Source organism: Streptomyces deccanensis (genome assembly GCF_022385335.1).
Classification (GTDB): domain Bacteria; phylum Actinomycetota; class Actinomycetes; order Streptomycetales; family Streptomycetaceae; genus Streptomyces; species Streptomyces deccanensis.
The window spans coordinates 5,838,553-5,865,309 of the sequence record NZ_CP092431.1 but is presented as its reverse complement, the minus strand read 5'-3'; the positions used below and the strand labels follow the sequence as shown (position 1 = coordinate 5,865,309).

The following is a 26,757-nucleotide window of genomic DNA, read 5'->3' as shown; positions in this document are numbered from 1 at the left end:
TGACACTTGATCAATTATCAGGGGAATGATCGTGAATTCCTTCACGAATTCCGGTGTTCCGATGAACGGTGATCGGAATAAATGCCGAACAAACACGAAGGGCCCTGCTCAGCAGGGCCCTTCGCGATACTGCTTGAAGTTGTGAGGATCGACGCTCGAGGACGATCAGGGCACGACCGCGACCGACGGTGTCGTCGGCCAGGTCATACGGATCGACCCGCCGTTCTCGCCGGCGGTGACCTCCACGTCGTCCACGAGGCCACTGATGACCGCGAGGCCCATGTCGTCCTCCTCGACGTCGGCGTCCGCCCCGGCACCCGATGACCGGTCACCGGGGACGGCGTGCGGCGCTTCGTCGCCCACCTCGATGGAGAACTGTTTCTCCTCCTCGATCAGCAACACCCGCACCGGCGCCGAGATACCGCTGCTCTGATGCAGTCCGACGGCACGGGTGCACGCCTCGCCGACGGCCAACCTGACCTCGTCGAGGACGGCCTCGTCCACTCCGGCCCTGCGCGCCACCGCTGCCGCCACCAGTCGGGCGGTCCTGACGTGCTCGGGCAGCGCGCTGAAGCGGAGTTCAACGGTGGCCATGCATCCCCCTCGGAACTACGGGCGTGCTGTCGGAGGGCCGGGCCGCGCGGGCCCGGTCCCCCTCACTCGTCTGTGGCCGTCCGGGCACGGGGCCCGGACGGACGTGATCAGTCAGTGGCCGCCACCGCTTCGTCGACCGAGGTGTGAATGGGGAACACCTTGGTCAGACCGGTGATGCGGAAGATCTTCAAAATCCGCTCCTGGTTGCACACCAGGCGCAGCGAGCCCTCATGGGCCCGTACTCGCTTCAGGCCGCCCACCAGTACGCCGAGCCCGGTGGAGTCGAGGAAGTCGACGCCCTCCATGTCGACGACGAGGTGGAAACTCCCGTCGTTGACCAGCTCGACCAGCTGCTCACGCAGCTTGGGCGCGGTATAAACGTCGATTTCGCCACCGACCTCGACGACCGTACGATCGCCGACGGTACGGGTCGACAGGGACAGGTCCACGGATCCTCCAGCACCTTGCTATCGAGCGTTCGCCCCTCGGGACACCTCGGCTTGAAAGCCCCCGGGACGGTTCGCCAGCCGCGATGGCATTCAATCACTTACCGGCAGGCGTGCACGACGCCTTGGCTCCATTGTCCGTCACGCCGGTGACACACTCGATGCCGATGGCCAAGAATCACCGATCCGATCGAACCCCGACGGACACTGCCTCCAGCCCCTCGCCGGGCACGGTCCTGGACCGGCTCGCCTCGGGGCCGAGCCGGGCTTCGCGCATCACTCATACGGAGCATGTGCCCCCACGTGCGGGTCGCCATGCCGTCTGGCCCGACCGGATCCGGCCGGAAGTGGTCGCCGCCGTACAGGCCGCCGGAATCGAACATCCCTGGGCCCACCAGGCACGCGTCGCTGAGCACGCGCTGGACGGCGAATCGGTCGTCGTCTCCACCGGCACCGCCTCCGGCAAGTCGCTCGCCTACCTCGTCCCGGTCCTCTCCCGCCTCCTGGACGGCTCCGAGGCACCCAACGGCCGGGGAGCGACCACCCTCTACCTGGCCCCCACCAAGGCCCTCGCGGCGGATCAGTGCCGAGCCGTGAAGGAACTTTCACAACCTCTCGGAAACGCCGTGCGCCCGGCCGTGTACGACGGCGACACCCCCGTCGAGGAACGCGAGTGGGTCCGCCAGTACGCCAACTACGTCCTCACCAACCCCGACATGCTGCACCGGGGCATCCTCCCCTCCCACCCCCGCTGGTCCTCCTTCCTGCGCGCCCTGAAGTACGTCGTCATCGACGAGTGCCACACCTACCGCGGTGTCTTCGGCTCCCACGTCGCCCAGGTGCTCCGGCGCCTGCGCCGCCTGTGCGCCCGCTACGGCGCCGAACCCGTCTTCCTCCTCGCCTCCGCCACCGCGGCCGAGCCCTCGGTCGCCGCCCGCCGCCTCACCGGCGTCCCGGTGACCGAGGTCGCGGACGACGCCTCACCCCGGGGTGAACTGGTGTTCGCCCTCTGGGAGCCCCCGCTCACCGAGCTGCACGGCGAGAAGGGCGCGCCGGTACGCCGCACGGCCACCGCCGAGACCGCCGACCTGCTCACCGACCTCACCGTCCAGGGCGTCCGCTCGGTCGCCTTCGTCCGCTCCCGGCGCGGCGCGGAGCTGATCTCCGTGATCGCCCAGGAACGCCTCGCCGAGGTGGACCGCTCCCTCGCCCGCCGCGTCGCCGCCTATCGCGGCGGCTACCTCCCCGAGGAACGCCGCGCCCTCGAACGCGCCCTCCACTCCGGCGAGCTCCTCGGCCTCGCCGCCACCACCGCCCTCGAACTCGGCGTCGACATCTCCGGCCTCGACGCCGTCCTCATCGCCGGCTACCCCGGCACCCGCGCCTCCCTGTGGCAACAGGCCGGCCGCGCCGGACGCTCCGGCCAGGGCGCCCTCGCCGTCCTGATCGCACGCGACGACCCGCTGGACACCTTCCTGGTCCACCACCCGGAGGCCCTGTTCGACCAGCCGGTGGAATCGACCGTCCTCGACCCCGACAACCCATACGTCCTCGCCCCCCACCTCTGCGCCGCCGCCGCGGAACTGCCCCTGACGGACGAGGACCTGGCCCTCTTCGGCCCCGCCTGCGAAGACCTGCTGCCGCAGCTGGAGTCCGCGAAGCTGCTCCGCCGCCGGGCCAAGGCCTGGCACTGGACCCGCCGCGAACGCGCCGCCGACCTCGCCGACATCCGGGGCCAGGGCGGCCGCCCCGTCCAGGTCGTCGAGACCGGCACCGGCCGCCTCCTCGGAACGGTCGACGCGGGCGCCGCCCACACCACCGTCCACGAGGGTGCGGTCCACCTGCACCAGGGCCGTACGTACCTGGTGCGCGAACTGGACCTGGAGGACTCCGTCGCCCTCGTCGAACAGGCCGACCCGCCCTATTCGACGGTCGCCCGCGACACCACCGCCATCTCCGTCCTGGAGACCGACACCGAAGTCCCCTGGGGCGACGGCCGCTTGTGCTACGGCTCCGTCGAAGTCACCAACCAGGTCGTCTCCTTCCTCCGTCGCCGCCTCATCACCGGGGAGGTGCTCGGCGAGTCCAAGCTCGACCTCCCTCCTCGTACGCTGCGCACCCGCGCCGTCTGGTGGACCGTCACCGAGGACCAGCTCGACGCGGCCCGGATCAACCCCGAGATCCTCGGCGGCGCCCTGCACGCCGCCGAACACGCCTCGATCGGCATGCTGCCCCTCTTCGCGACCTGCGACCGCTGGGACATCGGCGGCGTCTCGGTCCCGCTCCACCCGGACACCCTGCTCCCGACGGTCTTCGTCTACGACGGCCACCCTGGCGGCGCGGGCTTCGCCGAGCGCGCCTTCCACACGGCCCGTGCCTGGCTCACCGCCACCCGCCAGGCCATCGCCTCCTGCGAGTGCGACGCCGGCTGCCCGTCCTGCATCCAGTCCCCCAAGTGCGGCAACGGCAACGACCCGCTGCACAAACGGGGCGCCGTACGCCTCCTGACCGAACTGCTCCGCACCGCGCCAGCGACTCCGCCGGAGGGCCGGGTGCCGTAGGGCTCGGGGGCGCTTGGAACCGGGGGCCGGGCGCTTCAGAGCTCGGGGGTGACGCAGAACCCGGGGGTTCGGGGCCCCAGAGCCCGCGGCTTCCCAGATCCGGCGATCACCGGTCGTGTGTGGTTGATCGCGCAGTTCCCCGCGCCCCTCAAGGGGCGACCCTGGGTGCTTCCCAGCCGGCCGCCGGGCCCGGTGGTCCCGCGCGTGCCCTGGACTCGGCGGTGAGCGGGGCGGGCCCCGAGGCTGCTGTGACGTCCGCGATCTCTCCCTCGACCTCACAGCGCACGAGGCGGCTGCCCTGGGCCCGCGCCACCCGTTCTGCCGTCGCGCAGGCCCCCTCGGCGCCCTTCGTCCAGCGGTCGGCGGCCGCGAGGGCCGCGAGATCGGCCGCTGCCTCCGCCTGATGCCGGATCACGACGGCCTGGCCGAAGGCGAGTACGGCACCGAACACCGCGCACAGCACCGCGATCGCCCCGACGGCCCAGACGGTCGCGGACCCTCTGTCCGCACCGGCCCCCTGCCCCAGGACCGAGCGCGCGCCCCCGAGCCACCGGCCGAACCACGAGAGGACGCTCACCCGCCCACCTCCCCCACCGTCTCCTCCGCCAGCGCCACGGCCGCATGGCTGAGGTCGAGTCCCAGCCCGTTCGGCCCCGGCGCACGGGCCGAGACCACGACACGTACGAAGTCGCCCTCCCGGCCCACGCGCACCTCCGCCCCGTCCGGTGCCGTCTTCCGCGCTGCCGCCACGACCGCCCCCGGCGGGTCCTGCCGGGCCGCCGCCCGGGCACCGGCCCGAGCGGCGTCCACGACCTGGATCTGCGCGCAGGCGGCGAGCAGGGCCCACACGAGTGCCGTCGCGAGCAGCAGCATCACCGGCAGAGCCATGGCCGCCTCCGCCGTCACGAACCCGTCGTCGCGACCCAGCGCCCCGCGCAGCCGTCGCGGCTCACGCCCCGCCATTGAGGGCCCGCCCGACGATCTGCTGCAGTTCCGCCTGGACCTGCCCGCTGGTCACCACCTTGTACAGAACCGCGGCGAAGGCCACGGCCGCGATGATCCCCACCGCGTACTCGGAGGTCACCATCCCCGCATCCCTCCTCGCCGCCCGCACCCGGCACAGCACGGCCCCCACCACCCGGACCCGCACCGCTTCCCGAGCTGCTTCCACTGCCCGCACCGACTGCATCGCCCGAACTGCCTTGTACATCTCAACCCCCGTGAGGTTCTGTTCCGTTGGCCACTGGTCTGTCACTGATCACCGCTGTTCGTCGTCACCGCCTCCGGTCCGCCCGGGCGGCCCCCGCGCACCGCCCTCCGACGCCACCCGCCCCGTCATGGCCCACCTCCTCCCAACAACCCGTCCGCCAACCCGATGACCACCGGCAGGACGCCCACCGCGATGAAGGCGGGCAGGAAGCACAGCCCCACCGGTGCGGTGACCATCACGGCGGCCCGGCGAGCGCGCTCCGTCGCCGCGCGGCCCCATTCGACGCGGGCCTCGGCGGCCAGGCGGGCGACCGGTGCGGCGGCCGGCACCCCGGACTCGTCGGCGCGCTCAAGGAGCCGCGCCAGGGCTCCGGCGCCGGGAAGCGCCGCCAACGAACGCCACGCTTCGGCCGGTTCTCCCCCGAGCCGGGCCTCCGCGGCTCCTCTGGCCAGCCGTCCGCCCACGGGCCCGCCCAGGGCCTCGCCCACGGCCTGCGCGGCCACCACCGGGCTCGCCCCGGCCGTGATGCAGGCGGCCAGCAGATCGGCGGCGAGGGGCAGTTGGCGCGCGGCCGCGGCGGCGTCGTACGCCTCGCCCGCGTCGCCGCCCGCACGCCGGGCCCTCTTCAGCCACTGCCAGGCCCCGACTCCGGCGGCCAGCCCCAACAGCAGCCCCACAAGCCCGCCGACGAGCACCCACCCGGCGCCGACCGCGCCGACGACCGAGAGCCACCGCCGCAGGGCCGCCGGTGGCAGTAGGTTCCGCCGGGGCGGCTCGGCCGCGAGGGCGAGCACCATGGACAGCCGGGCACGCAGCCTTCGCCGGCGTCGCGCGGTGTCGAACGACCGGACCAGCCACCACAGTCCGACGCTCACGGCGAGGACCACCCCCAGCCTGTGGACGACCTCCCCGCTCACGCCGCCTCAGCTCCCCGGACGATCCGCAACGCCCACCACAGGCCCGCGCCCTCCAGCACGGTGCCGACGAGCAGGCAGGCCATCCCCGCCGTGCTGTGCAGCACCACGTGCAGCGGTTCGGCACCGAGCGCGGTGCCCAGCAGGAGGCCCAGGACGGGAAGCCCGGCGAGCATCACGGCCGTCGATCGCGCGCCGGCCAACTGGGCGCGCAGGTCCGCCCGCTGGTCCCGCTCGGCGCGCAGGGCGCCCTCCAGCCGGTCCAACCCGGCGGCGAGGCCCGCGCCCCGGTCGACGGCCACCCCCCAGCACGCCGCGAGCCCCAGCAGCCCCTCGGCCCCCGGCTGCCGTGCCGCGTCCGCCAGGGCACCGGGCACGTCCCCGCCGAAGCGAGCCGCCGCCAGCACCGCGGCATGGGCCTCGCCCAGCCCCGCGGAGTCCCGCGCGGCCCGTGTCAACGCCTCGCCCGGCTGCCGCCCGGCCCGTACCTCCCCCGCGAGCGACGCGCACAGCGCGACCACGGCATCGCCCCGCCGCTCCCTGACCCGACGCTCCTCCGCCGCGTGCCGCACCCGCCTCAGCAGCGGCACCCCGGCCGCTCCCGCGACGACCGGCAGCACCGACGCCCCGAGCACCGCGATCACCAACCCGGCCACCGGCGCCCACCACTCGGCCCCCAGCGCCCGCACCCGCCCGACGACCCGTTTCCAGCGCGGCGGCACCACCGCTCCGCCGCCCGGCAGCAACGACCGCGCCCGCCGCACCTCGGCGCCGCGCCCGTCGTCCGACATCCAGGCCGCGGCCCCGGCACACATCACGGCCACCACCCCCGAGATCTCCCCGACCCCCGTCACCGCCGCTCACTCCCTTCCAGAAGGCCACCGACCCGGCTGAACACCCCGCCCGGCAATCCACCGCCCCGCCCCCGAGCCCCGTCCGAAGCGCTGCCATCCCCACCACGCGCCCCGCCCGATGCCCCGTCATCCGAACCCGGCGCCCTGCCCGACCTCTCGTTGCCCCGGCCGCGCAGCCCGTCCGCAAGCTCCTCAGTCCGCCCGTGCGCCCCGCCGGAGGTCTCGTCCCATCGGCCGTGCGCCCCGCCCCGAAGCAGCCCCCGGAGTCGCTCCCAGCCCCGCTCGTACACGAAGGCCTCATCGCCCCAGCGGAGGGCCGGCACGGTCACGACCAGTCCCGAAGGGTCCCGTTCCAGCACATGCACCTCGGCGATCCGCCGTCGGCCGTCCCGGTCGCGTACGAGGTGCAGGACCACCGAGAGCGCGGCCGCCAATTGGCTGTGCAGTGCGGCCCGGTCCAGCCCGGCGGCCGTGCCGAGGGCCTCCAGGCGGGCCGGCACCTGGCCCGCGGCGTTGGCGTGGAGCGTTCCGCAGCCGCCCTCGTGGCCGGTGTTCAGGGCGGCCAGCAGCGACACCACCTCGGGTCCGCGCACCTCGCCGACGACCAGCCGGTCCGGGCGCATGCGCAGCGCCTGCCGCACCAGGTCCCGCAGCTCGACGAGGCCCACGCCCTCCTGGTTCGCCGGTCTGCCCTCCAGCCGCACCACATGCGGATGGTCGGGCCGCAGCTCCGCCGAGTCCTCGGCCAGCACGATCCGCTCGCCGGGGTCGACCAGACCAAGCAGCGCGCTCAACAACGTGGTCTTCCCGGTGCCGGTCCCGCCGCTGATGACGTACGACAACCGGGAGCGGATCAGCGCCCGCAGGACGCGGTCGCCGCCGGGCGGCACCGTGCCCGCCGCCACCAGTTCGGCAAGGGTGAAGGCGCGGGGCCGGACGACCCGCAGGGACAGACAGGTGGAACCGACGGCGACCGGCGGGAGCACCGCGTGGAGGCGGGTGCCGTCCGGGAGCCGGGCGTCCACCCACGGTCGGGCGTCGTCCAGTCGGCGGCCGGCGACGGCCGCCAGGCGCTGCGCGAGCCGCCGTACCGCCGCCGCGTCCGGGAAGGAGACCCCGGTGAGCTCCAGGCCGCCGCCCCGGTCCACCCACACCCGGTCCGGCGCCGACACCAGCACATCGGTGACCGAGGGATCAACGAGCAGCGGCTCCAAGGGCCCGCTTCCCACCAGCTCCGACCGCAGCCGCTCGGCCGCCCCGAGCACCTCGGCGTCCCCGAGCACCCGCCCCCGCTCGCGCAGCGCCTGCGCCACGCGCGCCGGGGTCGGCTCGGCCCCGCTCTCGACGAGCCACTGCCGTACGCCGTCCAGCAGACCGTCGTCGGACATCCCGTTCATACGGCCTCGCCCCCGATCGCACGCCGCCCGCGAGGTCCCGCTGCCCATGGCTCTGCGCCATCCGGCACCCGGTTCACGCCGCCTCACCCCGGACCGCGGCGCGCTCCCAGAAGCCCTCGCAGAAGCGCGCGAGGGGTCCGCGTGGGACGCCTCCCGGTGGTGTGCCGCCATCGGGCAGCCCGGCCTCGGTGGGCACCTCGCCCGCAAGCGGCAGCCCGAGGAGGCGGGCGACCTCGTGGTCGTCGAGGCCGGGGGCGTACGGGCCGCGGACCGCGACGCGGAGGTCGCGGAGGACCATGCCGAAGGCGGAGGCGACCCGGGAGGCGGCCGCGACGGCGCGCAGCTCGGCCGGGACGACCAGGAGCCCCATGTCCAGTTGCGCGAGGGCTTCGGCGACGCCTTCGTCGACGCGGCGCGGCAGGTCGACGACGACCGTGCCGCCGCGCCGTCGGCCCGCGGCGAGCACCGCGCGGACGGCCTGGGGCGGGATGGCCACGGCGTCGCCCCGGTCCCAGCTGAGGACGCGCAGGGCGTGCAACTCGGGCAGTGACTCCTCCAGCGCGCCGCCGCCGACGCGGCCGCGTGAGGCGGCGAAGGCCGGCCAGCGCAGTCCGTCGGCGCTCTCGCCGCCGAGGAGCACGTCCAGGCCTCCGCCGAGCGGATCGGCGTCCACAAGGAGGGTGCGGGTGCCCTGCCGCGCGGAGGTGACGGCGAGTGCGCAGGCCAGCGTGGACGCGCCGGCGCCGCCCCGGCCGCCGACGACGCCGACGGTGAGCGCCGGCCTGCCGACGCCTTCCGCCACGTCGGCGATCCGGTCGACGAGCCACTGCTCGCCGTCCGGCAGCATCAGGACGTGGTCGGCGCCGATCTCCACCGCCCGCTGCCAGACCCCGGAGTCGTCCTGGTCTTTGCCGACGAGCACCACTCCCCGTCGGCGCGCGGCCCCGCGCAGCCGCCGCGCCGCGTCGTTCCCGACGAGCACGAGTGGCGCCGTCTCCCACCGGCCCCGGCTCTCCGGCACCCCGTGGTGGACCTCCGGCCGGGCGCCCGCGGCCGCGCACAGGCGCAGCAGGTCGTCCAGCAGTTCCACGTCCTCGGTGACGATCAACGGCCTGCCCTGCCGCCCCTCGGCGGCGGACGGCCGGTCGTCGATGATGGCTCCCGCCACGATCCCAGCCCCCTGCGCTGCGTGAACGCGGCCGCCCGGAGTTTCGGAGGCCGTGTTCAACTCCTGTGTGAGGCACCGGAGATCGGCCGCCGCTGAGGCGGTCGGCGGAATCCGGCGCTACGCATCCGCGAAACGGAACGGCCTCGAACTCGCCGCCGTCGGGACGCGCTGGAATCACGGTGCAGCGGTCCGGGAAATCGTGTGGATCTTGGTCGATAACTGTGGACAACCCGGCCCTTGTGAATATCGCCGTCACCCGAACAGGCGACTCCGGTACGACTTCCACAGCGCATCCTGACGACTACGGAAGGTGACGGATCCTGTGGGAGGGCAGAGGAAAGCCCGCGAGAGCACGAGAGAGCTTCGCGGGCCTGGGAGAAGAGAGAAAACGCGTCCGGACATGCGACGACCCCCACCGGGGGGGAGAGTGGGGGTCGTCTCCACGGCCGACTCGGGGGGGGAGGAGCCGGGCCGCGTTAGCACGGTCGCGAACGATCCGTGACTTCCATGGTGTACCCGAGAGGCCTCTCAGGCAAACCCACGCGCCCCACACTAGCCCGAATGGCGGGCGCATATGCTCGGCCCCGTGGAAAACCACTCCTTGCCCCGCACAGCGGCCTTCTTTGACCTGGACAAGACGGTCATTGCGAAGTCGAGCACGCTCACGTTCAGCAAGTCGTTCTACCAAGGCGGCCTGATCAACCGCAGGGCCGCCCTGCGAACGGCGTACACCCAGTTCGTGTTCCTCGCGGGCGGCGCCGACCACGACCAGATGGAACGGATGCGGAAGTATCTGTCCGCGCTGTGCCGGGGCTGGAACGTCCAACAGGTGAAGGACATCGTCGCCGAGACCCTGCACGACCTCATCGACCCGATCATCTACGACGAGGCCGCCTCCCTCATCGAGGAACACCACATCGCGGGACGGGACGTGGTCATCGTCTCGACCTCCGGTGCCGAGGTCGTCGAGCCGATCGGCGAGCTCCTCGGCGCGGACCGGGTGGTGGCGACCCGGATGGTCGTCGGCGACGACGGCTGCTTCACCGGCGAGGTGGAGTACTACGCCTACGGCCCGACGAAGGCGGAGGCGATCCGGGAGCTGGCCGAGTCCGAGGAGTACGACCTCGCGCACTGCTACGCGTACAGCGACTCGGCGACGGACCTGCCGATGCTGGAGGCCGTGGGGCACCCGCACGCGGTGAACCCGGACCGGACGCTGCGCAAGGAGGCCCTCGCGCGCGGGTGGCCCATTCTCGACTTCCACCGCCCGGTGCGCCTCAAGCAGCGCCTGGCCGTACGGCCGCGGCCCGCCGTGCTCGCGGCGGCCGCCATAGGCGCCGCGGCGGCCACCGCGGGGCTCGTCTGGTACGCGAGCCGGCGCCGCGTGGCGCCCGCCTGACCCGCGACCAGCGCCCCGTGACCAGCGGCCTACGCCCCAGCAGCGGATTCACCCTCTTTGAACCCAAAAGTAAAGAAGCGCATCGAGGGGTTCCGCTTGCCCAGGTCCTGGAGTAGAAAGGATTCAAGGCCCGCGAGACCAAAGGACATCCGAGAGGATCACCTTTAACAACTCATTTTGGCCCCACGGACCTAGCATGAACACCGGGCACCCACGCGACGTCGACCCGTCGATTACGGGCCAGCCGCACCAGGTCACGGGCCATAGTTCCCGGCCTGATGGGCATATATCGAGGACGCTTGGTAACCGGGTGGACATGCCAGCGGCGGTACGAATTCTCGTACCGCCGCAACCCTTTTCCGGAGGTCTCAGCCACCCACCTCGCGGGTTTGCGCACCCGGCTTTCTACGCCGCCCCACGCTGCAGCGCCTCGCACACGGCCGTGGACTCGCGCGCGCCCAGTTCGACCGCCCTGCCGCAGTGGGCGATCCACGCGGCCATGCCCTCCGGCGTGCCGGAGGCGTAGCCGTCGAGGGCGGCCAGATAGGCGGCGCGGCCGAGTTCCGCGTGGCCGACCTCCGCCGGGCAGACCGACTTGGGGTCGAGGCCGCTGCCGATCAGGACGATCCGCTCGGCCGCGCGCGCGACGAGGCCGTTGTGGAATCCGAAGGGCCGCAGGGCGAGCAGTTCGCCGTGGACGACGGCGGCGGTCACCAGGGCCGGGGCCGAACTGCCCTTGATGATCAGCTCGGAGAGGCCGTCGAGCCGACCCGCGACCTCCGCCGCGCCCGGCAGGGGAAGCTCGACCAGGGGCTCGTCGACGGTCTCGCCGTCCTGTCGCGGGCGCCCCACGCGCGCGTCGTCGCTTCCGGCCGCGACGAGGTGTAGACGGGCCAGCACCCGCAGGGGCGACTGCCGCCAGATCGACAGCAGCTGGCCCGCCTCGGCGGTGAGCCGCAGCGCGGCGCCCATGGCGCGGGCCTCGTCGTCACCGTCCTGGCCGCTGAAGTCCGTGCGGCGGCGCACCTCTTCGAGGGCCCAGTCGGCGCCGGACAGCGCCGCCGAGCCGCGCGCGCCCCGCAGGGCCGCCTCGGAGGTGACGGCGTTGCTGCGCCGGCGCATGACGCGGTGGCCGTAGACCCGGTCCACGGACTTGCGCACGGACTCCACGGATTCGGCCACGCCGGGAAGCTCTCCCAGGGCCGCGAGCGGATCGGCGGCCGCACCTGTCGTACTCATGAGTACGACCCTACGCGCACCGGCGGCCGACCCCTCGAAGGAGTGGTCTTCCCCACCGCGCGAACACCCTTGGCGCCCGCACCGCTACCGTTAGTGAACATGAAAATTGCTTTCGTCGGGAAGGGCGGGAGTGGGAAGACCACGCTGTCCGCCCTGTTCATCCGCCACCTCGCCGCCTCGGGAGTCCCCGTCGTCGCCATCGACGCGGACATCAACCAGCACCTGGGCGCCGCCCTCGGCCTCGACGAGTCAGAGGCGGCCGAACTGCCCGCGATGGGCGAGCGACTGGCACTGATCAAGAACCATCTGCGGGGCTCCAACCCACGGATCGCCTCCGCCGAGACGATGATCAAGACCACCCCGCCGGGCGACGGCTCTCGCCTGGTGCGGATCTGCGAGCCCAACGCGATCTACGACGCCTGTGCCCGCCCGGTGGAACTCGACGGCGGGGCCGTCCGTTTGATGGTCACCGGCCCCTTCACCGACGCCGACCTGGGGGTCGCCTGCTACCACTCCAAGACGGGAGCGGTGGAGCTGTTCCTGAACCACCTGGTGGACGGCCGCGAGGAGTACGTGGTGGTCGACATGACGGCCGGTTCGGACTCCTTCGCCTCCGGCATGTTCACCCGTTTCGACATGACGTTCCTCGTGGCCGAGCCGACCCGGAGGGGGGTCTCCGTCTACCGCCAGTACAAGGAGTACGCCGCCGACTACGGCGTCGCCCTGAAGGTCGTCGGGAACAAGGTGCACGGCCAGGACGACCTCGACTTCCTCCGCGCCGAGGTCGGGGACGACCTGCTGGTCGCCCTCGGGCACTCGGACTGGGTGCGCGCCCTGGAGAAGGGCCGCCCGCCCCGTTTCGAGCATCTGGAGGAGGTCAACCGCCGTGGTCTGCGTGCCCTGCACGAAGCGGCCGACGCCACGTACGAGCTGCGCGACTGGGAGCGCTACACCCGTCAGATGGCGCACTTCCACCTGAAGAACGCCACCAGTTGGGGCAACGAGAGGACGGGGGCCGATCTGGCCGCGCAGATCGACCCCGAGTTCGTGCTCGGCGAAGAGGTCCCCGCCGCCGTGTGAGTGCGGCTACGGCTTTGCCGCGGGCGCCCCGGGAACCCCCTTGGGGGCCGGTGCCGCTCCGGCGGACAGGAAGCTCTCCCAGCCCCCCTTCGGTGACTGGCCGACCCCCAGGCCGCGCAGCCTGTCCAGGACCTTCGGGTCCTGGGCGTCGAGCCAGTCGGCGAGTTGCCGGAAGGAGACGCAGCGCACCTCGGCCTTGCCGCAGACCGCCTCGATGGTCTCCTCGACGGCGCGCATGTAGACGCCGCCGTTCCAGGACTCGAAATGGTTGCCGATGATCAGGGGCGCGCGGTTGCCCTCGTAGGCGCGCTCGAAGCCCGCGAGCAGCCCGTCACGGAACTGGTCGCCCCACTGCTCCCGTCGGCCGGGGGACCCCGCGCGGGCGCCGGACTGGTTCACGTAGAAGTTGTAGTCCATGGTCAGCGTCTCGAAGTCCCGCCCCGGGACGGGGACCAGCTGCATCGACAGGTCCCACAGCCCGTCCTTCTTCTCGGGCCAGACCTGGTCCCGGACGCCGCTGGTGTCGTAGCGGAAGCCCAGGTCGCGGGCGGCCCGCATGAAGTTCGTCTGCCCCTCCAGACAGGGTGTGCGGGCGCCGATCAACTCCTTGTCGTAGTCGAAGGGCAGGGGTTCGGCCTCCTTCGTTCCGGTGTTGGTCTTCCATGCCTTCACGAACGACTTGGCCTGGGCGATCTCGCTCTTCCACTCCTCGACCGACCACTCGCCGACCCCGCCGCCGGGACCGCAGAAGTGGCCGTTGAAGTGGGTGCCGATCTCGTTGCCCTCCAGCCACGCGCCGCGCAGCTGTTCCACGGTGTCCTTGATTCCGCGGACGTCGTTGAACCCGATGTCGGAGCGGCCCGGCGAGTGCTGGGGCGGCCGGTACAGGTCCCGCTTCTCCTCCGGCAGCATGTACACGCCGCTCAGGAAGTACGTCATGGTCGCGTCGTTGGCCCGGGCGACCTCGCGGAAGTGTGAGAAGAGCCGTTGGCCGTCCTCCCCCGCGCCGTCCCAGGAGAAGACCACGAACTGCGGGGGCCGCTGACCGGGCTTCAGCCGCTGCGGCCTGGGCAGGTGCGGCTGCACACCGGTGTACGCGGTGGAGCCGTCGCCGATCAGCCGGACCGCCGTCTTGGGCGGCGCCGGGGCGCCCCCCTCCGTGGGCCCGCCCTGCCGACCCTCCTGCTCGGTTCTGTTCGCGCCGGGTGAGCCGGCGGTCGTCGTCGGCTCACCGATCCCGCATCCGGCGAGCGCCGCGGCGCAGGTCGCGGCGAGCGTGACTCCGGCGGCGATCCTCTGGGTGACGGCCATGTCCCGCCCACCTTCCTTCGCTCAGGGGCAGAGCGGCCAAGGTCACACAGAGTTCCGATCATGATTAATACGACAAGCCGATGAAAGGCTTCATTCACCCCCATGGGTGATCTGATGACCCATTTGCGGCTAATGTTCTTGCACGTCCTTTACCCTGCATTACGATTCGTTTACTGAGCGTTGAGAAATCCCGCCGCTGAACGCCGTGCCCCACGGCCGCGAACCGACGCGTCCGCGCAGCCCCGGAGGAGACGGGAGAACATGTCCGCCTGCGTCCCCACCCCCACCACCGACCCGGACTCGAACCGGACGGAGCGTGATCACCGACCGCACAGCCCGCCGGAGGGACCGCGTCGCCGGTTCCATGTCTCGGCCGCCGACCTGTCCGCTTCCATCGCGGTCTTCCTGATCGCCCTGCCCCTGTCCCTCGGCATCGCCCTCGCCACCGACGCCCCGCTCCAGGCCGGCCTCGTGGCAGCAGCCGTCGGCGGCATCGTGGCCGGGCGCCTCGGCGGTTCCCCCCTCCAGGTGAGCGGCCCCGCGGCCGGCCTCACCGTCGTCACCGCCGACCTCATCCACCAGTACGGCTGGCGCACCACCTGTGCCATCACCGTCTTCGCCGGCCTCTCCCAACTGGGCCTGGCCCACCTGCGCGTGGCCCGCTCGGCGCTCGCCGTCAGCCCCGCGATCGTGCACGGCATGCTCGCCGGCATCGGCGTCACCATCGCCGTCGCCCAGCTCCACATCGTGCTCGGCGGCACCCCGCAGAGCTCCGTCAGCGCCAACCTCGGGGCCCTGCCCGCCCAGTTGGCGCACGTGCACCCCGCCGCGCTCTCCGTGAGCGTCCTCACCCTCGTCCTGCTGCTCGCCTGGCCCCGGCTCCCGGGCGCGGTCGGCCGGCAACTGCGCATGATCCCGGCGGCCCTGGTCGCCGTGGCCGGCGCCACGGCGGCGGCCGCGGTCGCCGCGTTGAGCCTGCCCAAGGTCGAGCTGCCGTCCTGGCGGAGTCACGCCCTGGCCGGAGTGCCCGACGGGCCGGTGCTCGGCCTCGTCGCGGCCGTCCTCACCACCACGCTCGTGTGCAGCGTGCAGTCGCTGCTCGGCGCCGTCGCCATGGACAAACTGGCGGCGGGACGGACCGACGTACGGCGCTCCGACCTCGACCGCGAGCTGCGCGGCCAGGGCGCGGCCAACGTCGTCTCCGGCGTCCTCGGCGGCCTGCCGATCGCCGGCGTCGCCGTCCGCAGCACGGCCAACGTCCGAGCCGGCGCCACCAGCCGCAACTCCACGATGCTGCACGGCGTCTGGGTGGTGGCGGCCACCCTGCTCATGGTGCCTGTCCTGGAGCTGATCCCCCTCGCCTCACTCGCCGCCCTGGTGATGGCTGTCGGTATCCAGATGGTGTCCCTGCACCACATCCGCACGGTCACCCGCCACCGCGAGGTGCTGGTCTACACCGTCACCACCCTCGGAGTCGTCGTCTTCGGCGTCCTGGAGGGCGTCGCGCTCGGCATCGCCGTGGCCGTCGGCGTCGCCCTGCACCGCCTCACCCGCACCCGCATCACCCACGACGAGAGGGACGGGGTCCATCACGTCCATGTGCGCGGCCAGTTGACGTTCCTGGCGGTGCCCCGCCTCAGCCGTGCCCTGCACCAGGTCCCCGTGGGCGCCGCCACCGTGGTGGAGCTGGACGGCTCGTTCATGGACCACGCGGCGTACGAGTCGCTGCAGGACTGGCAGCACGCGCACCACGCGCGGGGCGGCACCGTGGAGATCACCGGCCGCGCCGGGACCCGGATCGCCGAGCCCGCGAGCACCTCGGCGGCCGGCTGCCGCTGCCGGCCCTGGACGCCCTGGCGCAATCACCAGTGCGAGGCCCCGGACACCCCGACGGCGGGCACACCGCAGGAGGAGGCGGCCGAAGGCCCGCGCGGTCACCAACTGGCGCGCGGCATCAGCGCGTTCCAGCGCAACACCGCCCCTCTGGTGCGCGGGGAGCTGGCCCGGCTGGCGCGTGAGGGTCAGCAGCCCTCGCAGCTCTTCCTGACCTGCGCCGACTCCCGGCTCGTCACATCGATGATCACCTCCAGTGGTCCCGGCGACCTCTTCGTCGTCCGCAATGTCGGCAATCTCGTGCCGCTGCCCGGCGAGGAGAGCGGCGACGACTCGGTGGCCGCGGCGATCGAGTACGCGGTGGACGTGCTGAAGGTACGGTCCATCACGGTCTGCGGGCACTCCGGCTGCGGCGCGATGCAAGCCCTGCTCAAGACCGATCCGCACGGCGCGCAGACCCCGCTCAAGCGCTGGCTGCGGCACGGCCGGCCCAGTCTGGAGCGCGCGACCGACAAGAACCGCCCCTGGGCCCGTCTCGCGGGTCGCGAACCCGCCGACGCCATCGAACAGTTGTGCCTGACCAACATCATCCAGCAGCTGGAACACCTCAGAGCCCACGACTCCGTCACCCGCGCGCTGCGCGAGGGGGTGCTCGAACTGCACGGGATGTACTTCCACGTGGGCGAGGCCCAGGCCTATCTGCTCACGGAGGCGGCGCCCGAGAGCGGAGTCTTCGATCAGGTCACCGGCACGATCGGCCCGTCGGAGCCGGCCGACCCGACCGGGACGGTCCTGTACGACACGCGCGCGTGAACCGATTTCCGTCCGGGTCCGTGGGAACGGGTGGCGTCCTGGCCGCAGGGCCACCCGCCCACAGGTCTAAACCAATCTGACGAAGGCCCTTGTCATCGAGGGTCCGGGTCTGATGAGCTGTGGCCTGGGACACAACGGTCGCCCCGGCAAAGCACCGCGAGGGAGATGTCGTGAGCAACGAAAGCCTGGCCAACCTCTTGAAGGAGGAGCGACGCTTCGCGCCGCCCGCTGACCTGGCCGAGAACGCCAACGTCACGGCCGAGGCGTACGAGCAGGCCAGGGCTGACAGGCTCGGCTTCTGGGCGACTCAGGCCCGTCGGCTGACCTGGGCCAAGGAGCCGACCGAGACGCTGAACTGGTCGAACCCCCCGTTCGCCAAGTGGTTCGAGGACGGCGAGCTCAACGTCGCGTACAACTGCGTCGACCGGCATGTCGAGGCCGGCAACGGCGACCGGGTCGCCATCCACTTCGAGGGGGAGCCCGGGGACAGCCGGGCCATCACCTACGCCGAGCTCAAGGACGAGGTCAGCAAGGCCGCCAACGCCCTGCTGGAGCTGGGTGTCCAGGCGGGCGACCGGGTCGCGGTCTACATGCCGATGATTCCGGAGACGGCCGTGGCGATGCTCGCCTGCGCCCGGATCGGCGCCGCGCACTCCGTGGTGTTCGGCGGCTTCTCCGCGGACGCCCTCGCGACCCGGATCCAGGACGCGGACGCCAAGGTGGTCATCACCTCCGACGGCGGCTACCGGCGCGGCAAGCCCTCCGCGCTCAAGCCCGCCGTGGACGACGCGGCCGACCGGGCCGGCAATGTCGAGCACGTCCTCGTCGTCCGCCGCACCGGCCAGGAGGTCGCGTGGAACGACTCCCGTGACGTGTGGTGGCACGAGATCGTCGACCGGCAGAGCAGCGAGCACACCCCGCAGCCGTTCGGGGCCGAGCACCCGCTGTTCATCCTGTACACGTCCGGCACGACGGGTAAGCCCAAGGGCATCCTGCACACCTCCGGCGGCTACCTGACGCAGACGTCGTACACGCACCACGCCGTCTTCGACCTCAAGCCGGAGACGGACGTGTACTGGTGCACGGCCGACGTCGGCTGGGTCACCGGCCACTCGTACATCGTCTACGGACCGCTGGCGAACGGCGCGACGCAGGTGATGTACGAGGGCACGCCGGACACCCCGCACCAGGGGCGGTTCTGGGAGATCGTGCAGAAGTACGGGGTGACGATCCTCTACACGGCGCCCACGGCCATCCGTACGTTCATGAAGTGGGGCGACGACATCCCCGCGAAGTTCGACCTGTCCTCGCTGCGCGTCCTCGGCTCGGTCGGTGAGCCGATCAACCCCGAGGCGTGGATCTGGTACCGCAAGCACATCGGGGCCGACGCGACGCCGATCGTGGACACCTGGTGGCAGACCGAGACCGGCGCGATGATGATCTCGCCGCTGCCGGGCGTGACGTCGACCAAGCCGGGCTCCGCGCAGACACCGCTGCCGGGCATCTCCGCGACCGTCGTCGACGACGAGGCCAACGAGGTGCCGAACGGCGGCGGTGGCTATCTCGTCCTCACCGAGCCGTGGCCGTCGATGCTGCGCACCATCTGGGGCGACGACCAGCGCTTCCTCGACACCTACTGGTCGCGGTTCGAGGGCAAGTACTTCGCCGGTGACGGCGCGAAGAAGGACGACGACGGGGACATCTGGCTCCTCGGCCGCGTCGACGACGTGATGCTCGTGTCCGGCCACAACATCTCCACCACCGAGGTGGAGTCCGCGCTCGTCTCGCACCCGTCCGTGGCCGAGGCGGCCGTGGTCGGCGCCGCCGACGAGACCACCGGTCAGGCGATCGTGGCCTTCGTGATCCTGCGCGGCACGGCGAACGCCGAGGACGAGAGCCTCGTCGCCGACCTCCGCAACCACGTCGGCGCCACCCTCGGCCCGATCGCCAAGCCGAAGCGGATCCTGCCGGTGCAGGAGCTGCCGAAGACCCGCTCCGGGAAGATCATGCGGCGCCTGCTGCGTGACGTGGCGGAGAACCGTCAGCTCGGCGACGTCACGACGCTGACCGACTCCACGGTCATGGACCTCATCCAGGCCAAGCTGCCGGCGGCGCCCAGCGAGGACTGACGCGTCCACGTACGACGACGAGGGGCACCCGGCGACAGGCACGCCGGGTGCCCCTTAGCTAAGCTAAAGAACAGGTGTGCCGGGAAGTCTGGTCGGCGAGAGTTCCGTGCTGTCCACCGACCGGAGGTCCCCACCGTGGCCGCGTCCCGCACCACCCCCACCCGCAAGGTCCTCGGCCGGCTCTCCCTGCCCGAGCGGACCTTCGTGGCGGACGCGCTGCGCACGGAGACCGTCGGGGGTGTGTTGCTGCTCCTGGCCGCCGTCACGGCGCTGGTCTGGGTCAACGTCCCCGCGCTGCACGACAGCTACGAGAGCGTCAGCGACTACCACTTCGGCCCCGCGGCGCTCGGTCTCGACCTGTCCGTGGCGCACTGGGCGGCCGACGGGCTCCTCGCGATCTTCTTCTTCGTCGCCGGCATCGAACTCAAACGAGAACTGGTCGCCGGTGACCTCAAGGACCCCAGAACGGCCGCGCTGCCCGTGATCGCCGCGCTGTGCGGCATGGCCGTACCCGCACTCGTCTACACACTCACCAACCTCACCGGCGGCGGCTCCCTGGCCGGCTGGGCGGTGCCCACGGCCACCGACATCGCCTTCGCGCTGGCCGTCCTCGCCGTCATCGGCACCGCCCTGCCGAACGCGCTGCGGGCCTTTCTGCTCACCCTCGCCGTCGTCGACGACCTGTGCGCGATCCTGATCATCGCGGTGTTCTTCACCGACGACCTGAACTTCGCCGCACTCGGCGGCGCGTTCGCCGGCCTCGCCGTGTTCTGGCTGCTGCTGAGGAAGGGCGTACGCGGGTGGTACGTGTACGTTCCGCTCGCGCTCGTCGTCTGGGGGCTGATGTACAACAGCGGCGTGCACGCCACCATCGCCGGGGTCGCGATGGGGCTGATGCTGCGCTGCACCCGGCGCGAGGGCGAGGAGCACTCCCCCGGTGAGCACATCGAGCACCTCGTGCGCCCCCTGTCGGCCGGTCTGGCGGTGCCGCTGTTCGCCCTGTTCAGCGCCGGGGTCGCGGTGTCGGGCGGCGCGCTGGCGAAGGTGTTCACGCAGCCGGAGACGCTCGGGGTGGTGCTCGGGCTGGTCGTCGGCAAGGCGGTCGGGATCTTCGGCGGGACCTGGCTGACCGCCCGCTTCACCCGAGCCTCGCTCTCCGAGGATCTGTCCTGGCCGGACGTCTTCGCCGTCTCCTCCCTCGCCGGGATCGGCTTCACCGTGTCCCTGCTCATCGGTGAACTGGCCTTCGAGGGCGACCAGGTGCTCACCGACGGCGTCAAGGCCGCCGTCCTCACCGGTTCGCTCGTCGCGGCGGTCCTCGCGACCGTCCTGCTGAAGCTGAGGAACGCCAAGTACCAGGCGCTGTGGGCCGCGGAGGAGCGCGACGACGACCTCGACGGCATCCCCGACGTCTACGAACAACACGACCCGGCGTACCACCTGCGCATGGCGGAGATGTACGAACGCAAGGCCGCCGAACATCGCAGGCTTGCCGAAGTGGCGGGCGGGGCAGGCGTCGGCGACGACGGTCCGGCATGATCTGACAGGACCGTAGACAGGACCGTACAAACGCATATGAGGGAGACCCCGATGAGCGCACCCGACGGCAGCCCGGTCGGAGCCGAACGCAGCGTCGGCCAGCTGTTCGCCTCGGCGACGGCCGAGATGTCCGCGCTGGTGCACGACGAGATCGCGCTGGCCAAGGCCCAGCTCAGGCAGGACGTCAAGCGCGGCATGGTCGGCGGTGGCGCGTTCACGGCCGCCGGCGCGGTGCTGATCTTCTCCCTGCCGATGCTGAGCTTCGCCCTGGCGTACGGCATCCGCACCTGGAGCGACTGGAACCTGGCGATCTGCTTCCTGCTGTCGTTCGCCGCGAACGTGCTGGTCGCCGTCGTCCTGACGATCGTCGGCGTCGCCTTCTCCAAGAAGGCCAAGAAGGGGCAGGGCCCGCAGAAGGTCGCCGCGTCCATGAAGGAGACGGCGGGCGTGCTGCAGAACGCCAAGCCGCACCCCCGTCGGACCGCCCCGGCCGACGGCGGCGTCGAGGCTGTGGCACGCTCGACGTCATGACCGACCCCGCGACCGCCCCGGCCGCCCCCTCGAATCAGCCCGCGTCTCCCGTACGGCTCGACGTGGCCGGCGCCAAAGAGCTGATCCACCGGGACGTGGCCGCCAACGGCGCGCGCTTCCACATCGCCGAGGTGGGCGACGGACCGCTGGTGCTGCTGCTGCACGGCTTCCCGCACTTCTGGTGGACCTGGCGGCACCAGCTGGTCGCCCTCGCCGAGGCCGGCTTCCGGGCCGTGGCCATGGATCTGCGCGGGGTCGGCGGCAGCGACCGCACCCCCCGGGGTTACGACCCGGCGAACCTCGCCCTCGACATCACCGGGGTCGTACGCTCCCTCGGCGAGCCCGACGCCGCGCTGGTCGGTCACGACCTGGGCGGCTACCTGGCGTGGACGGCTGCCGTGATGCGCCCCAAGCTCGTCCGGCGGCTCGCCGTCTCCTCCATGCCGCACCCGCGGCGCTGGCGCTCGGCGATGCTCTCCGACGTCAAGCAGACCTCCGCGGGCTCCTACATCTGGGGATTCCAGCGGCCCTGGATCCCCGAGCGGCAGCTCACCGCGGACGACGGCGCCCTGGTCGGCCGGCTGATCCGGGACTGGTCGGGGCCGCGGCTGCCCGACGACGAGGCCGTGAAGGCGTACCAGCGGGCGATGTGCATCCCGTCGACCGCGCACTGCTCGATCGAGCCGTACCGGTGGATGGTGCGGTCCCTGGCCCGCCCGGACGGCATCCAGTTCAACCGTCGGATGAAGCGGCCGGTTCGGGTGCCCACCCTCCATCTGCACGGTTCGCTCGACCCGGTGATGCGCACGCGCAGCGCGGCGGGGTCCGGGGAGTATGTCGAAGCGCCGTACCGTTGGCGGCTGTTCGACGGTCTGGGACACTTCCCGCACGAGGAGGACCCGGTGGCGTTCTCGACCGAACTCATCAACTGGCTGAAGGACCCCGAGCCCGACCGGTGAGCCGGCCGGGCCGCCCGCTATCCGAACGTGAACACCTGTTCCACGAACAGCCACTTGCCCGGCGCATAGGCCAATTGGGGGGCGTGGGGGCGGTTATCGACCTTGGGGCGGGGGCACACGTCGGGGTATGGGCTGGACGCACGACTACAGTGACGCAGCACGCAACCGCCGCTCGGCCTCGGGGCTGAGCTCCCACCAGAGGGGCGGCCCGCAACTGCAGGGCACCGATCCCCGGCTGGGCATTCCGCGCATCCTGCGCCGCCGGGCCCGCTGGGTCTCGGCCCGGCTGCGCCATCCTCGTCCCTGACCCCCGCGGGGCGACCCGCACAGGACCTCACACCACCGGCCCTGCCCGGCCTCAGAGCGCGCAGCTGTCACTGTCCACCTGCTGGTTGGCCGTACGGCCCTTGGCGATGTCCTCCTCGACCTCGTCCGCGGTGAGGGCGTAGCCCGTCTGCGGGTCGTCGAGGGACTTCGCGAAGACCACGCCGTAGACCTTGCCTTCGGGCGTGAGCAGCGGGCCGCCGGAGTTGCCCTGACGGACGGTCGCGTAGAGCGAGTAGACGTCACGGTGGACGGTGCCGCGCTTGTAGATGTCGGCGCCGTTGGCCGTGATGCGCCCGCGCACGCGCGCGGGCCGGATGTCGTACGCGCCGTTCTCCGGGAAGCCCGCGACGATCGCGTCGTCGCTGCTGACGGCGTCCTTGGTGGTGAACTTCAGCGCGGGCGCCTTGAGGCTGGGCACGTCCAGTACGGCGATGTCGCGCTCCCAGTCGTAGAGGACGACCTTGGCGTCGTACTTGCGGCCCTCGCCGCCGATCTGGACGGTGGGTTCGTCGACTCCGCCGACCACGTGCGCGTTGGTCATGACCCGGCGCTCGCCGAAGACGAAGCCGGTGCCTTCGAGGACCTTGCCGCAACTCTGGGCGGTGCCCATGACCTTGACGATGGATCGCTTGGCGCGCTGGGCGACCGGGCTGCTCGCGAGCGCCGGGTCGGGGGGCTGGACCTCGGTGATCGGCTCGTTCGAGAACGGGCTGAAGACCTGCGGGAAGCCGTTCTGCGTGAGGACCGAGGAGAAGTCCGCGAACCAGGTGTCCGCCTGGTTGGGCAGGGCACCGGCCACGCCCTGGAGCACCTTGGAGTTGCGGACCTCCTTGCCGAGCGTCGGCAGGGTCGTCCCGGCGAGCGCGGAACCGATCAGCCAGGCGACCAGGAGCATCGCGACGACGTTGACGAGGGCGCCGCCGGTGGCGTCCAGGGCGCGGGCCGGGGACCAGGTGATGTAGCGGCGCAGTTTGTTGCCGAGGTGGGTGGTCAGGGCCTGGCCGACGGAGGCGCAGACGATCACGATGACCACGGCGACGACCGCGGCGGCCGTGCTGACCTCGGAGTTGTCGGTCATCCAGTCCCAGATGAAGGGCAGGGCGTAGACCGCGACGAGGCCGCCGCCGAGGAAGCCGATCACCGAGAGGATGCCGACGACGAAGCCCTGTCGATAGCCCACGATCGCGAACCAGACAGCGGCGACCAGCAACAGGATGTCCAGCACGTTCACCGCTTCAAGCCTCGCCTCGTCACTACGCGATCACTACAGGCCGACCGGGGCACCGGTCCGCCGCGCGGCGACAGGGGGCCGCAACCGGCCCCAAAAGACGCAGCACGGCAGACACCCTGTCATGAGCGCCAGTCGAGCGGGACCTGCTTCTCGCGGTCCCACGGACGTTCCCAGCCCGAGTAGTGCAGCAGACGGTCGATCACTCCGGCCGTGAAACCCCACACCAGGGCTGATTCGACCAGAAATGCCGGGCCTGCGTAGCCGCGGGGGTGCACGGCGGTGGCTCTGTTGGCGGGATCCGTGAGATCCGCCACGGGGACGGTGAAGACGCGGGCGGTCTCGTTCGGATCGACGACCCGGACCGGGGTGGGGCGGCGCCACCAGCCCAGGACGGGGGTCACCACGAAGCCGCTGACCGGGATGTAGAGCTTGGGCAGCACACCGAAGAGCTGGACACCGGCGGGGTCGAGGCCGGTCTCCTCCTCGGCCTCGCGCAGGGCGGCGCGCAGTGGGCCGTCGGTCTGCGGATCGCCGTCCTCGGGGTCGAGGGCGCCGCCCGGGAAGGACGGCTGGCCGGCGTGCGATCTGAGCGAGCCGGCGCGCTCCATGAGCAGCAGCTCGGGACCTTCCGGGCCGTCGCCGAACAGGATCAGGACCGCCGACTGCCGCCCCGAGCCGTTCTCCGGGGGCAGGAAGCGGCTCAGCTGGAGCGGCTCGACCGTCTCGGCGGCGCGCACCACCGGGTCCAGCCAGGTGGGCAGGCCGGTCTTGTCCAGGGCGACGTGCCCGGCCCACGCGGGGTGCCGCCCCGTCTGGTGTCCGTTGTCGGTGTCCGTGCCGCCGTCCGTCCGGCTCGCGCGTGTCATAGCCACCCCCGTCGTTCTTCCGGTCCCAACGCCCGGAGGACCCCTGATCGTTCCGCTTCGGCCCCACGTCCCTCGTGTGGGTGGCGGCGGCCGGGGCTGGGAGGACACACACCGGAGCGGGGGCGCGAGACGGCGCGCGCGTTGGAGGGGGAGGGCGTGGTGGCGTGCGCGGCCAAGGCAGCGGGCGCTGTGGTGTGGGCGGTGCGGGGGGTCATCCGGCGGCTCCGAGGGGCGGGGCCGGGATGCCGCCCGCGTCCAGGTAGGACTGCGGAGGCTTGAGGCGCTGCCCGGGGAAGCCACCCTTCTCGTACTTCAGGAGCTTCCGGGCCTTCTCCGGGTCCGTCTCGCCCTCGCCGAACGCCGGGCAGAGCGGAGCGATGGGGCAGGCGCCGCAGGCCGGCTTGCGGGCATGGCAGATGCGGCGGCCATGGAAGATCACGTGGTGCGACAGCATCGTCCACTCGCTCTTCGGGAAGAGCGCGCCGATGGCCGCCTCGATCTTGTCCGGGTCGGTCGCCTCGGTCCATCGCCAGCGCCGTACGAGCCGCTGGAAGTGGGTGTCCACGGTGATGCCGGGCCGGCCGAACGCGTTGCCCAGCACCACGAAGGCGGTCTTGCGGCCGACGCCGGGCAGCTTGACGAGGTCTTCGAGACGGCCCGGGACCTCACCGCCGTGGTTCTCCACCAGGGCCTTCGACAGCCCCATCACCGACTTCGTCTTGGCCCGGAAGAACCCGCAGGGCCGCAGGATCTCCTCGACCTCCTGCGGGTCTGCCGCGGCCAGGTCCTCGGGGGTGGGGTACTTCGCGAAGAGCGCCGGTGTCGTCTGGTTGACCCGCAGGTCGGTCGTCTGCGCGGACAAAACCGTCGCCACGATCAGCTGGAAGGAGTTCTCGAAGTCCAGCTCCGGGTGCGCGTACGGGTACACGTCGGCGAGCTCGCGGTTGATGCGACGGGCACGGCGGACGAGGGCGGTCCGGGACTCGGGCTTGGCCGCCGCGGGCGTCCTCCGAGCCGGGGCAGCCCCTTGCGTCTCGGCCGCCTTCTTCGCCCGTGCCGCCTTCGGGGCAGTGGCGGCCTTCTTCACCGGAGCCGCTCTCCTCACCGGGGCCGCTTTCGCCGGAGCCGCTTGCGCCGGGGTCGTGGTCTTCCGGGCGGGGTTCTCCGCCGCTGATGGATCGGACACCTTCGTCGCCTTTGCCGTTTTGTTCGCTCCCGTGGGGCCCTGTTCGCCCACAGCGGAATCACGCCGTACCACCACGCGCCCAGCCCCCTCGGCCTGTGCTCTCACCGGCGTTTTGGACACCCGGCCAGCCTAAAGCCCGGCACCGACATCCGCCCCGGGCCCAGAAGATCGGCCCCCAATTGGACCCCTGACGCTTACCCCGGGACATGTGTGCGGCATCCTTGTGACAGATCACACTGTTTGGACCGTCCGGCAAGATGGGGAACACGGTCCCCTGGTAGTACGGGGAGCAAGATCCCCTGAGCAGGTCGACAAGGAGAGAACTCGTGGACGACGTTCTGCGGCGCGCCCCGCTCTTCGCGGCGCTCGATGACGAGCAGGCCGCGGAGCTCCGCGCCTCCATGAGTGAGGTGACCCTCGCGCGCGGTGACGCTCTCTTCCACGAGGGCGACCCGGGTGACCGCCTGTACGTGGTCACCGAGGGCAAGGTGAAGCTGCACCGCGCCTCGCCCGACGGCCGCGAGAACATGCTCGCCGTGCTCGGCCCCGGTGAGCTGATCGGCGAGCTGTCGCTGTTCGACCCGGGCCCGCGGACGGCGACGGCCACCGCGCTGACCGAGGTCAAGCTCCTGGGCCTCGGCCACGGCGACCTCCAGCCCTGGCTGAACGCGCGGCCCGAGGTGGCCGCGGCGCTGCTGCGCGCGGTCGCGCGGCGACTGCGCAAGACCAACGACCAGATGTCCGACCTGGTCTTCTCGGACGTGCCCGGGCGCGTCGCCCGCGCGCTCCTGGACCTCTCCCGCCGCTTCGGCGTGCAGTCGGAGGAAGGCATCCACGTGGTGCACGACCTCACGCAGGAGGAGCTGGCGCAGCTCGTCGGCGCCTCCCGGGAGACCGTGAACAAGGCGCTGGCGGACTTCGCCCAGCGTGGATGGCTGCGCCTGGAGGCTCGCGCGGTGATCCTGCTGGACGTGGAGCGACTGGCCAAGCGGTCTCGCTGACGCAGGGCCGGCTCGCCTTCTCGATGGGGTTCGTCTCGTTCCCGAGGCGGGCCCCGTTGTTCTGTGCCGCCCTGGACGAGCCTGGAAGGGGCTTCTGAGGCCCTGGAGGGGCCTGAGGCCGGTGGGGCCAACCCGTCGTCCGGGAAGCCCGGAGACGGACACTCAGACG

The 26,757-nt window shown here is 72.0% G+C and carries 24 protein-coding genes; 10 read left to right on the top strand and 14 right to left on the bottom strand.

What is annotated here, in order from left to right; all coding sequences use genetic code 11:
- Nucleotides 1-165: 165 nt before the first annotated feature.
- The gene (locus L3078_RS26230) at nt 166-594 is read right to left on the bottom strand and encodes an ATP-binding protein (RefSeq protein ID WP_239756385.1); all 429 of its coding nucleotides are present in this window, start codon (nt 592-594) and stop codon (nt 166-168) included.
- Nucleotides 595-701: 107 nt separating this feature from the next.
- A complete protein-coding gene (gene bldG / locus L3078_RS26225; protein WP_005475923.1) occupies nt 702-1,043 on the bottom strand; it encodes an anti-sigma factor antagonist BldG in 342 nt (113 codons plus the stop codon).
- Nucleotides 1,044-1,126: 83 nt separating this feature from the next.
- Between bldG and L3078_RS26220 the strand changes: the two genes are divergently transcribed.
- Nucleotides 1,127-3,601 carry a DEAD/DEAH box helicase gene (locus L3078_RS26220; RefSeq protein ID WP_239756384.1) on the top strand — a complete coding sequence of 825 codons (2,475 nt, stop codon included), beginning with the start codon at nt 1,127-1,129 and terminating at the stop codon, nt 3,599-3,601.
- A 148-nt stretch (nt 3,602-3,749) separates the two neighbouring features.
- On the opposite strand, the gene L3078_RS26215 is transcribed toward L3078_RS26220, so the two are convergent.
- The 7 genes from L3078_RS26215 to ssd all read right to left on the bottom strand — a co-directional run bounded on the left by L3078_RS26215 (nt 3,750) and on the right by ssd (nt 9,144).
- Complete coding sequence (locus L3078_RS26215) at nt 3,750-4,127, bottom strand: Rv3654c family TadE-like protein (RefSeq protein WP_239760474.1); 378 nt, start codon at nt 4,125-4,127, stop codon at nt 3,750-3,752.
- 47 nt (nt 4,128-4,174) lie between these two features.
- A complete protein-coding gene (locus L3078_RS26210) occupies nt 4,175-4,564 on the bottom strand; it encodes a TadE family type IV pilus minor pilin (protein WP_239756383.1) in 390 nt (129 codons plus the stop codon).
- Nucleotides 4,551-4,811 (bottom strand): DUF4244 domain-containing protein, encoded by a 261-nt coding sequence (locus L3078_RS26205; protein WP_392314689.1) that lies wholly within the window; start codon nt 4,809-4,811, stop codon nt 4,551-4,553. Before L3078_RS26205 ends, L3078_RS26210 begins: the two co-directional genes overlap by 14 nt.
- A 125-nt stretch (nt 4,812-4,936) precedes the next feature.
- On the bottom strand, nt 4,937-5,728 hold the full coding sequence (locus L3078_RS26200; protein WP_239756382.1) for a type II secretion system F family protein: 792 nt from the start codon (nt 5,726-5,728) through the stop codon (nt 4,937-4,939).
- Nucleotides 5,725-6,540 (bottom strand): type II secretion system F family protein, encoded by an 816-nt coding sequence (locus L3078_RS26195; protein WP_239760472.1) that lies wholly within the window; start codon nt 6,538-6,540, stop codon nt 5,725-5,727. The genes L3078_RS26200 and L3078_RS26195 overlap by 4 nt, the downstream gene beginning before the upstream one ends.
- Nucleotides 6,541-6,575: 35 nt before the next feature.
- Complete coding sequence (locus L3078_RS26190; protein WP_239756381.1) at nt 6,576-7,976, bottom strand: TadA family conjugal transfer-associated ATPase; 1,401 nt, start codon at nt 7,974-7,976, stop codon at nt 6,576-6,578.
- Nucleotides 7,977-8,049: 73 nt separating this feature from the next.
- On the bottom strand, nt 8,050-9,144 hold the full coding sequence (gene ssd / locus L3078_RS26185) for a septum site-determining protein Ssd (protein WP_239756380.1): 1,095 nt from the start codon (nt 9,142-9,144) through the stop codon (nt 8,050-8,052).
- A gap of 574 nt (nt 9,145-9,718) precedes the next feature.
- Here ssd and L3078_RS26180 point away from each other — a divergent pair.
- The gene (locus L3078_RS26180) at nt 9,719-10,543 is read left to right on the top strand and encodes an HAD family hydrolase (RefSeq protein WP_239756379.1); all 825 of its coding nucleotides are present in this window, start codon (nt 9,719-9,721) and stop codon (nt 10,541-10,543) included.
- A 405-nt stretch (nt 10,544-10,948) separates the two neighbouring features.
- Here L3078_RS26180 and L3078_RS26175 read toward each other — a convergent pair whose 3' ends face one another.
- The gene (locus tag L3078_RS26175; RefSeq protein ID WP_239756378.1) at nt 10,949-11,782 is read right to left on the bottom strand and encodes a Fic family protein; all 834 of its coding nucleotides are present in this window, start codon (nt 11,780-11,782) and stop codon (nt 10,949-10,951) included.
- A gap of 99 nt (nt 11,783-11,881) precedes the next feature.
- Between L3078_RS26175 and L3078_RS26170 the strand changes: the two genes are divergently transcribed.
- Nucleotides 11,882-12,862 (top strand): ATP-binding protein, encoded by a 981-nt coding sequence (locus L3078_RS26170; protein WP_239756377.1) that lies wholly within the window; start codon nt 11,882-11,884, stop codon nt 12,860-12,862.
- Between the two features lie 6 nt (nt 12,863-12,868).
- On the opposite strand, the gene L3078_RS26165 is transcribed toward L3078_RS26170, so the two are convergent.
- Nucleotides 12,869-14,173 carry a polysaccharide deacetylase family protein gene (locus tag L3078_RS26165; protein ID WP_239756376.1) on the bottom strand — a complete coding sequence of 435 codons (1,305 nt, stop codon included), beginning with the start codon at nt 14,171-14,173 and terminating at the stop codon, nt 12,869-12,871.
- Nucleotides 14,174-14,434: 261 nt separating this feature from the next.
- On the opposite strand from L3078_RS26165, the gene L3078_RS26160 reads away from it, so the two are divergent.
- From L3078_RS26160 to L3078_RS26135, 6 genes are all read left to right on the top strand, one after another.
- Nucleotides 14,435-16,819, top strand: coding sequence for a SulP family inorganic anion transporter (locus L3078_RS26160; protein WP_239756375.1), 2,385 nt, complete (start codon nt 14,435-14,437; stop codon nt 16,817-16,819).
- Between the two features lie 170 nt (nt 16,820-16,989).
- Nucleotides 16,990-18,948: an acetate--CoA ligase gene (gene acs, locus L3078_RS26155; RefSeq protein ID WP_239756374.1), complete on the top strand. Its 1,959-nt coding sequence runs from the start codon at nt 16,990-16,992 to the stop codon at nt 18,946-18,948.
- Between the two features lie 135 nt (nt 18,949-19,083).
- Entirely contained in the window at nt 19,084-20,487 is a 1,404-nt protein-coding gene (gene nhaA, locus L3078_RS26150; protein ID WP_239756373.1) for a Na+/H+ antiporter NhaA, read from the top strand.
- Nucleotides 20,488-20,538: 51 nt separating this feature from the next.
- Nucleotides 20,539-21,018, top strand: coding sequence for a phage holin family protein (locus L3078_RS26145; protein WP_239756372.1), 480 nt, complete (start codon nt 20,539-20,541; stop codon nt 21,016-21,018).
- On the top strand, nt 21,015-21,977 hold the full coding sequence (locus L3078_RS26140) for an alpha/beta fold hydrolase (protein WP_239756371.1): 963 nt from the start codon (nt 21,015-21,017) through the stop codon (nt 21,975-21,977). The genes L3078_RS26145 and L3078_RS26140 overlap by 4 nt, the downstream gene beginning before the upstream one ends.
- A 127-nt stretch (nt 21,978-22,104) precedes the next feature.
- On the top strand, nt 22,105-22,284 hold the full coding sequence (locus tag L3078_RS26135) for a hypothetical protein (protein WP_078853953.1): 180 nt from the start codon (nt 22,105-22,107) through the stop codon (nt 22,282-22,284).
- Between the two features lie 51 nt (nt 22,285-22,335).
- Here the strand turns inward: L3078_RS26135 and L3078_RS26130 are convergent, their stop codons facing one another.
- The 3 genes from L3078_RS26130 to nth form a co-directional block, all read right to left on the bottom strand.
- Nucleotides 22,336-23,535 carry a MarP family serine protease gene (locus L3078_RS26130; RefSeq protein ID WP_239756370.1) on the bottom strand — a complete coding sequence of 400 codons (1,200 nt, stop codon included), beginning with the start codon at nt 23,533-23,535 and terminating at the stop codon, nt 22,336-22,338.
- A gap of 119 nt (nt 23,536-23,654) precedes the next feature.
- A complete protein-coding gene (locus L3078_RS26125) occupies nt 23,655-24,401 on the bottom strand; it encodes an NUDIX hydrolase (RefSeq protein ID WP_239756369.1) in 747 nt (248 codons plus the stop codon).
- A gap of 211 nt (nt 24,402-24,612) precedes the next feature.
- On the bottom strand, nt 24,613-25,662 hold the full coding sequence (gene nth / locus L3078_RS26120; RefSeq protein WP_420864103.1) for an endonuclease III: 1,050 nt from the start codon (nt 25,660-25,662) through the stop codon (nt 24,613-24,615).
- Between the two features lie 251 nt (nt 25,663-25,913).
- Here nth and L3078_RS26115 point away from each other — a divergent pair, with 251 nt between their 5' ends.
- Nucleotides 25,914-26,588: a Crp/Fnr family transcriptional regulator gene (locus L3078_RS26115; protein WP_005476003.1), complete on the top strand. Its 675-nt coding sequence runs from the start codon at nt 25,914-25,916 to the stop codon at nt 26,586-26,588.
- The last annotated feature ends 169 nt before the right edge of the window (nt 26,589-26,757 follow it).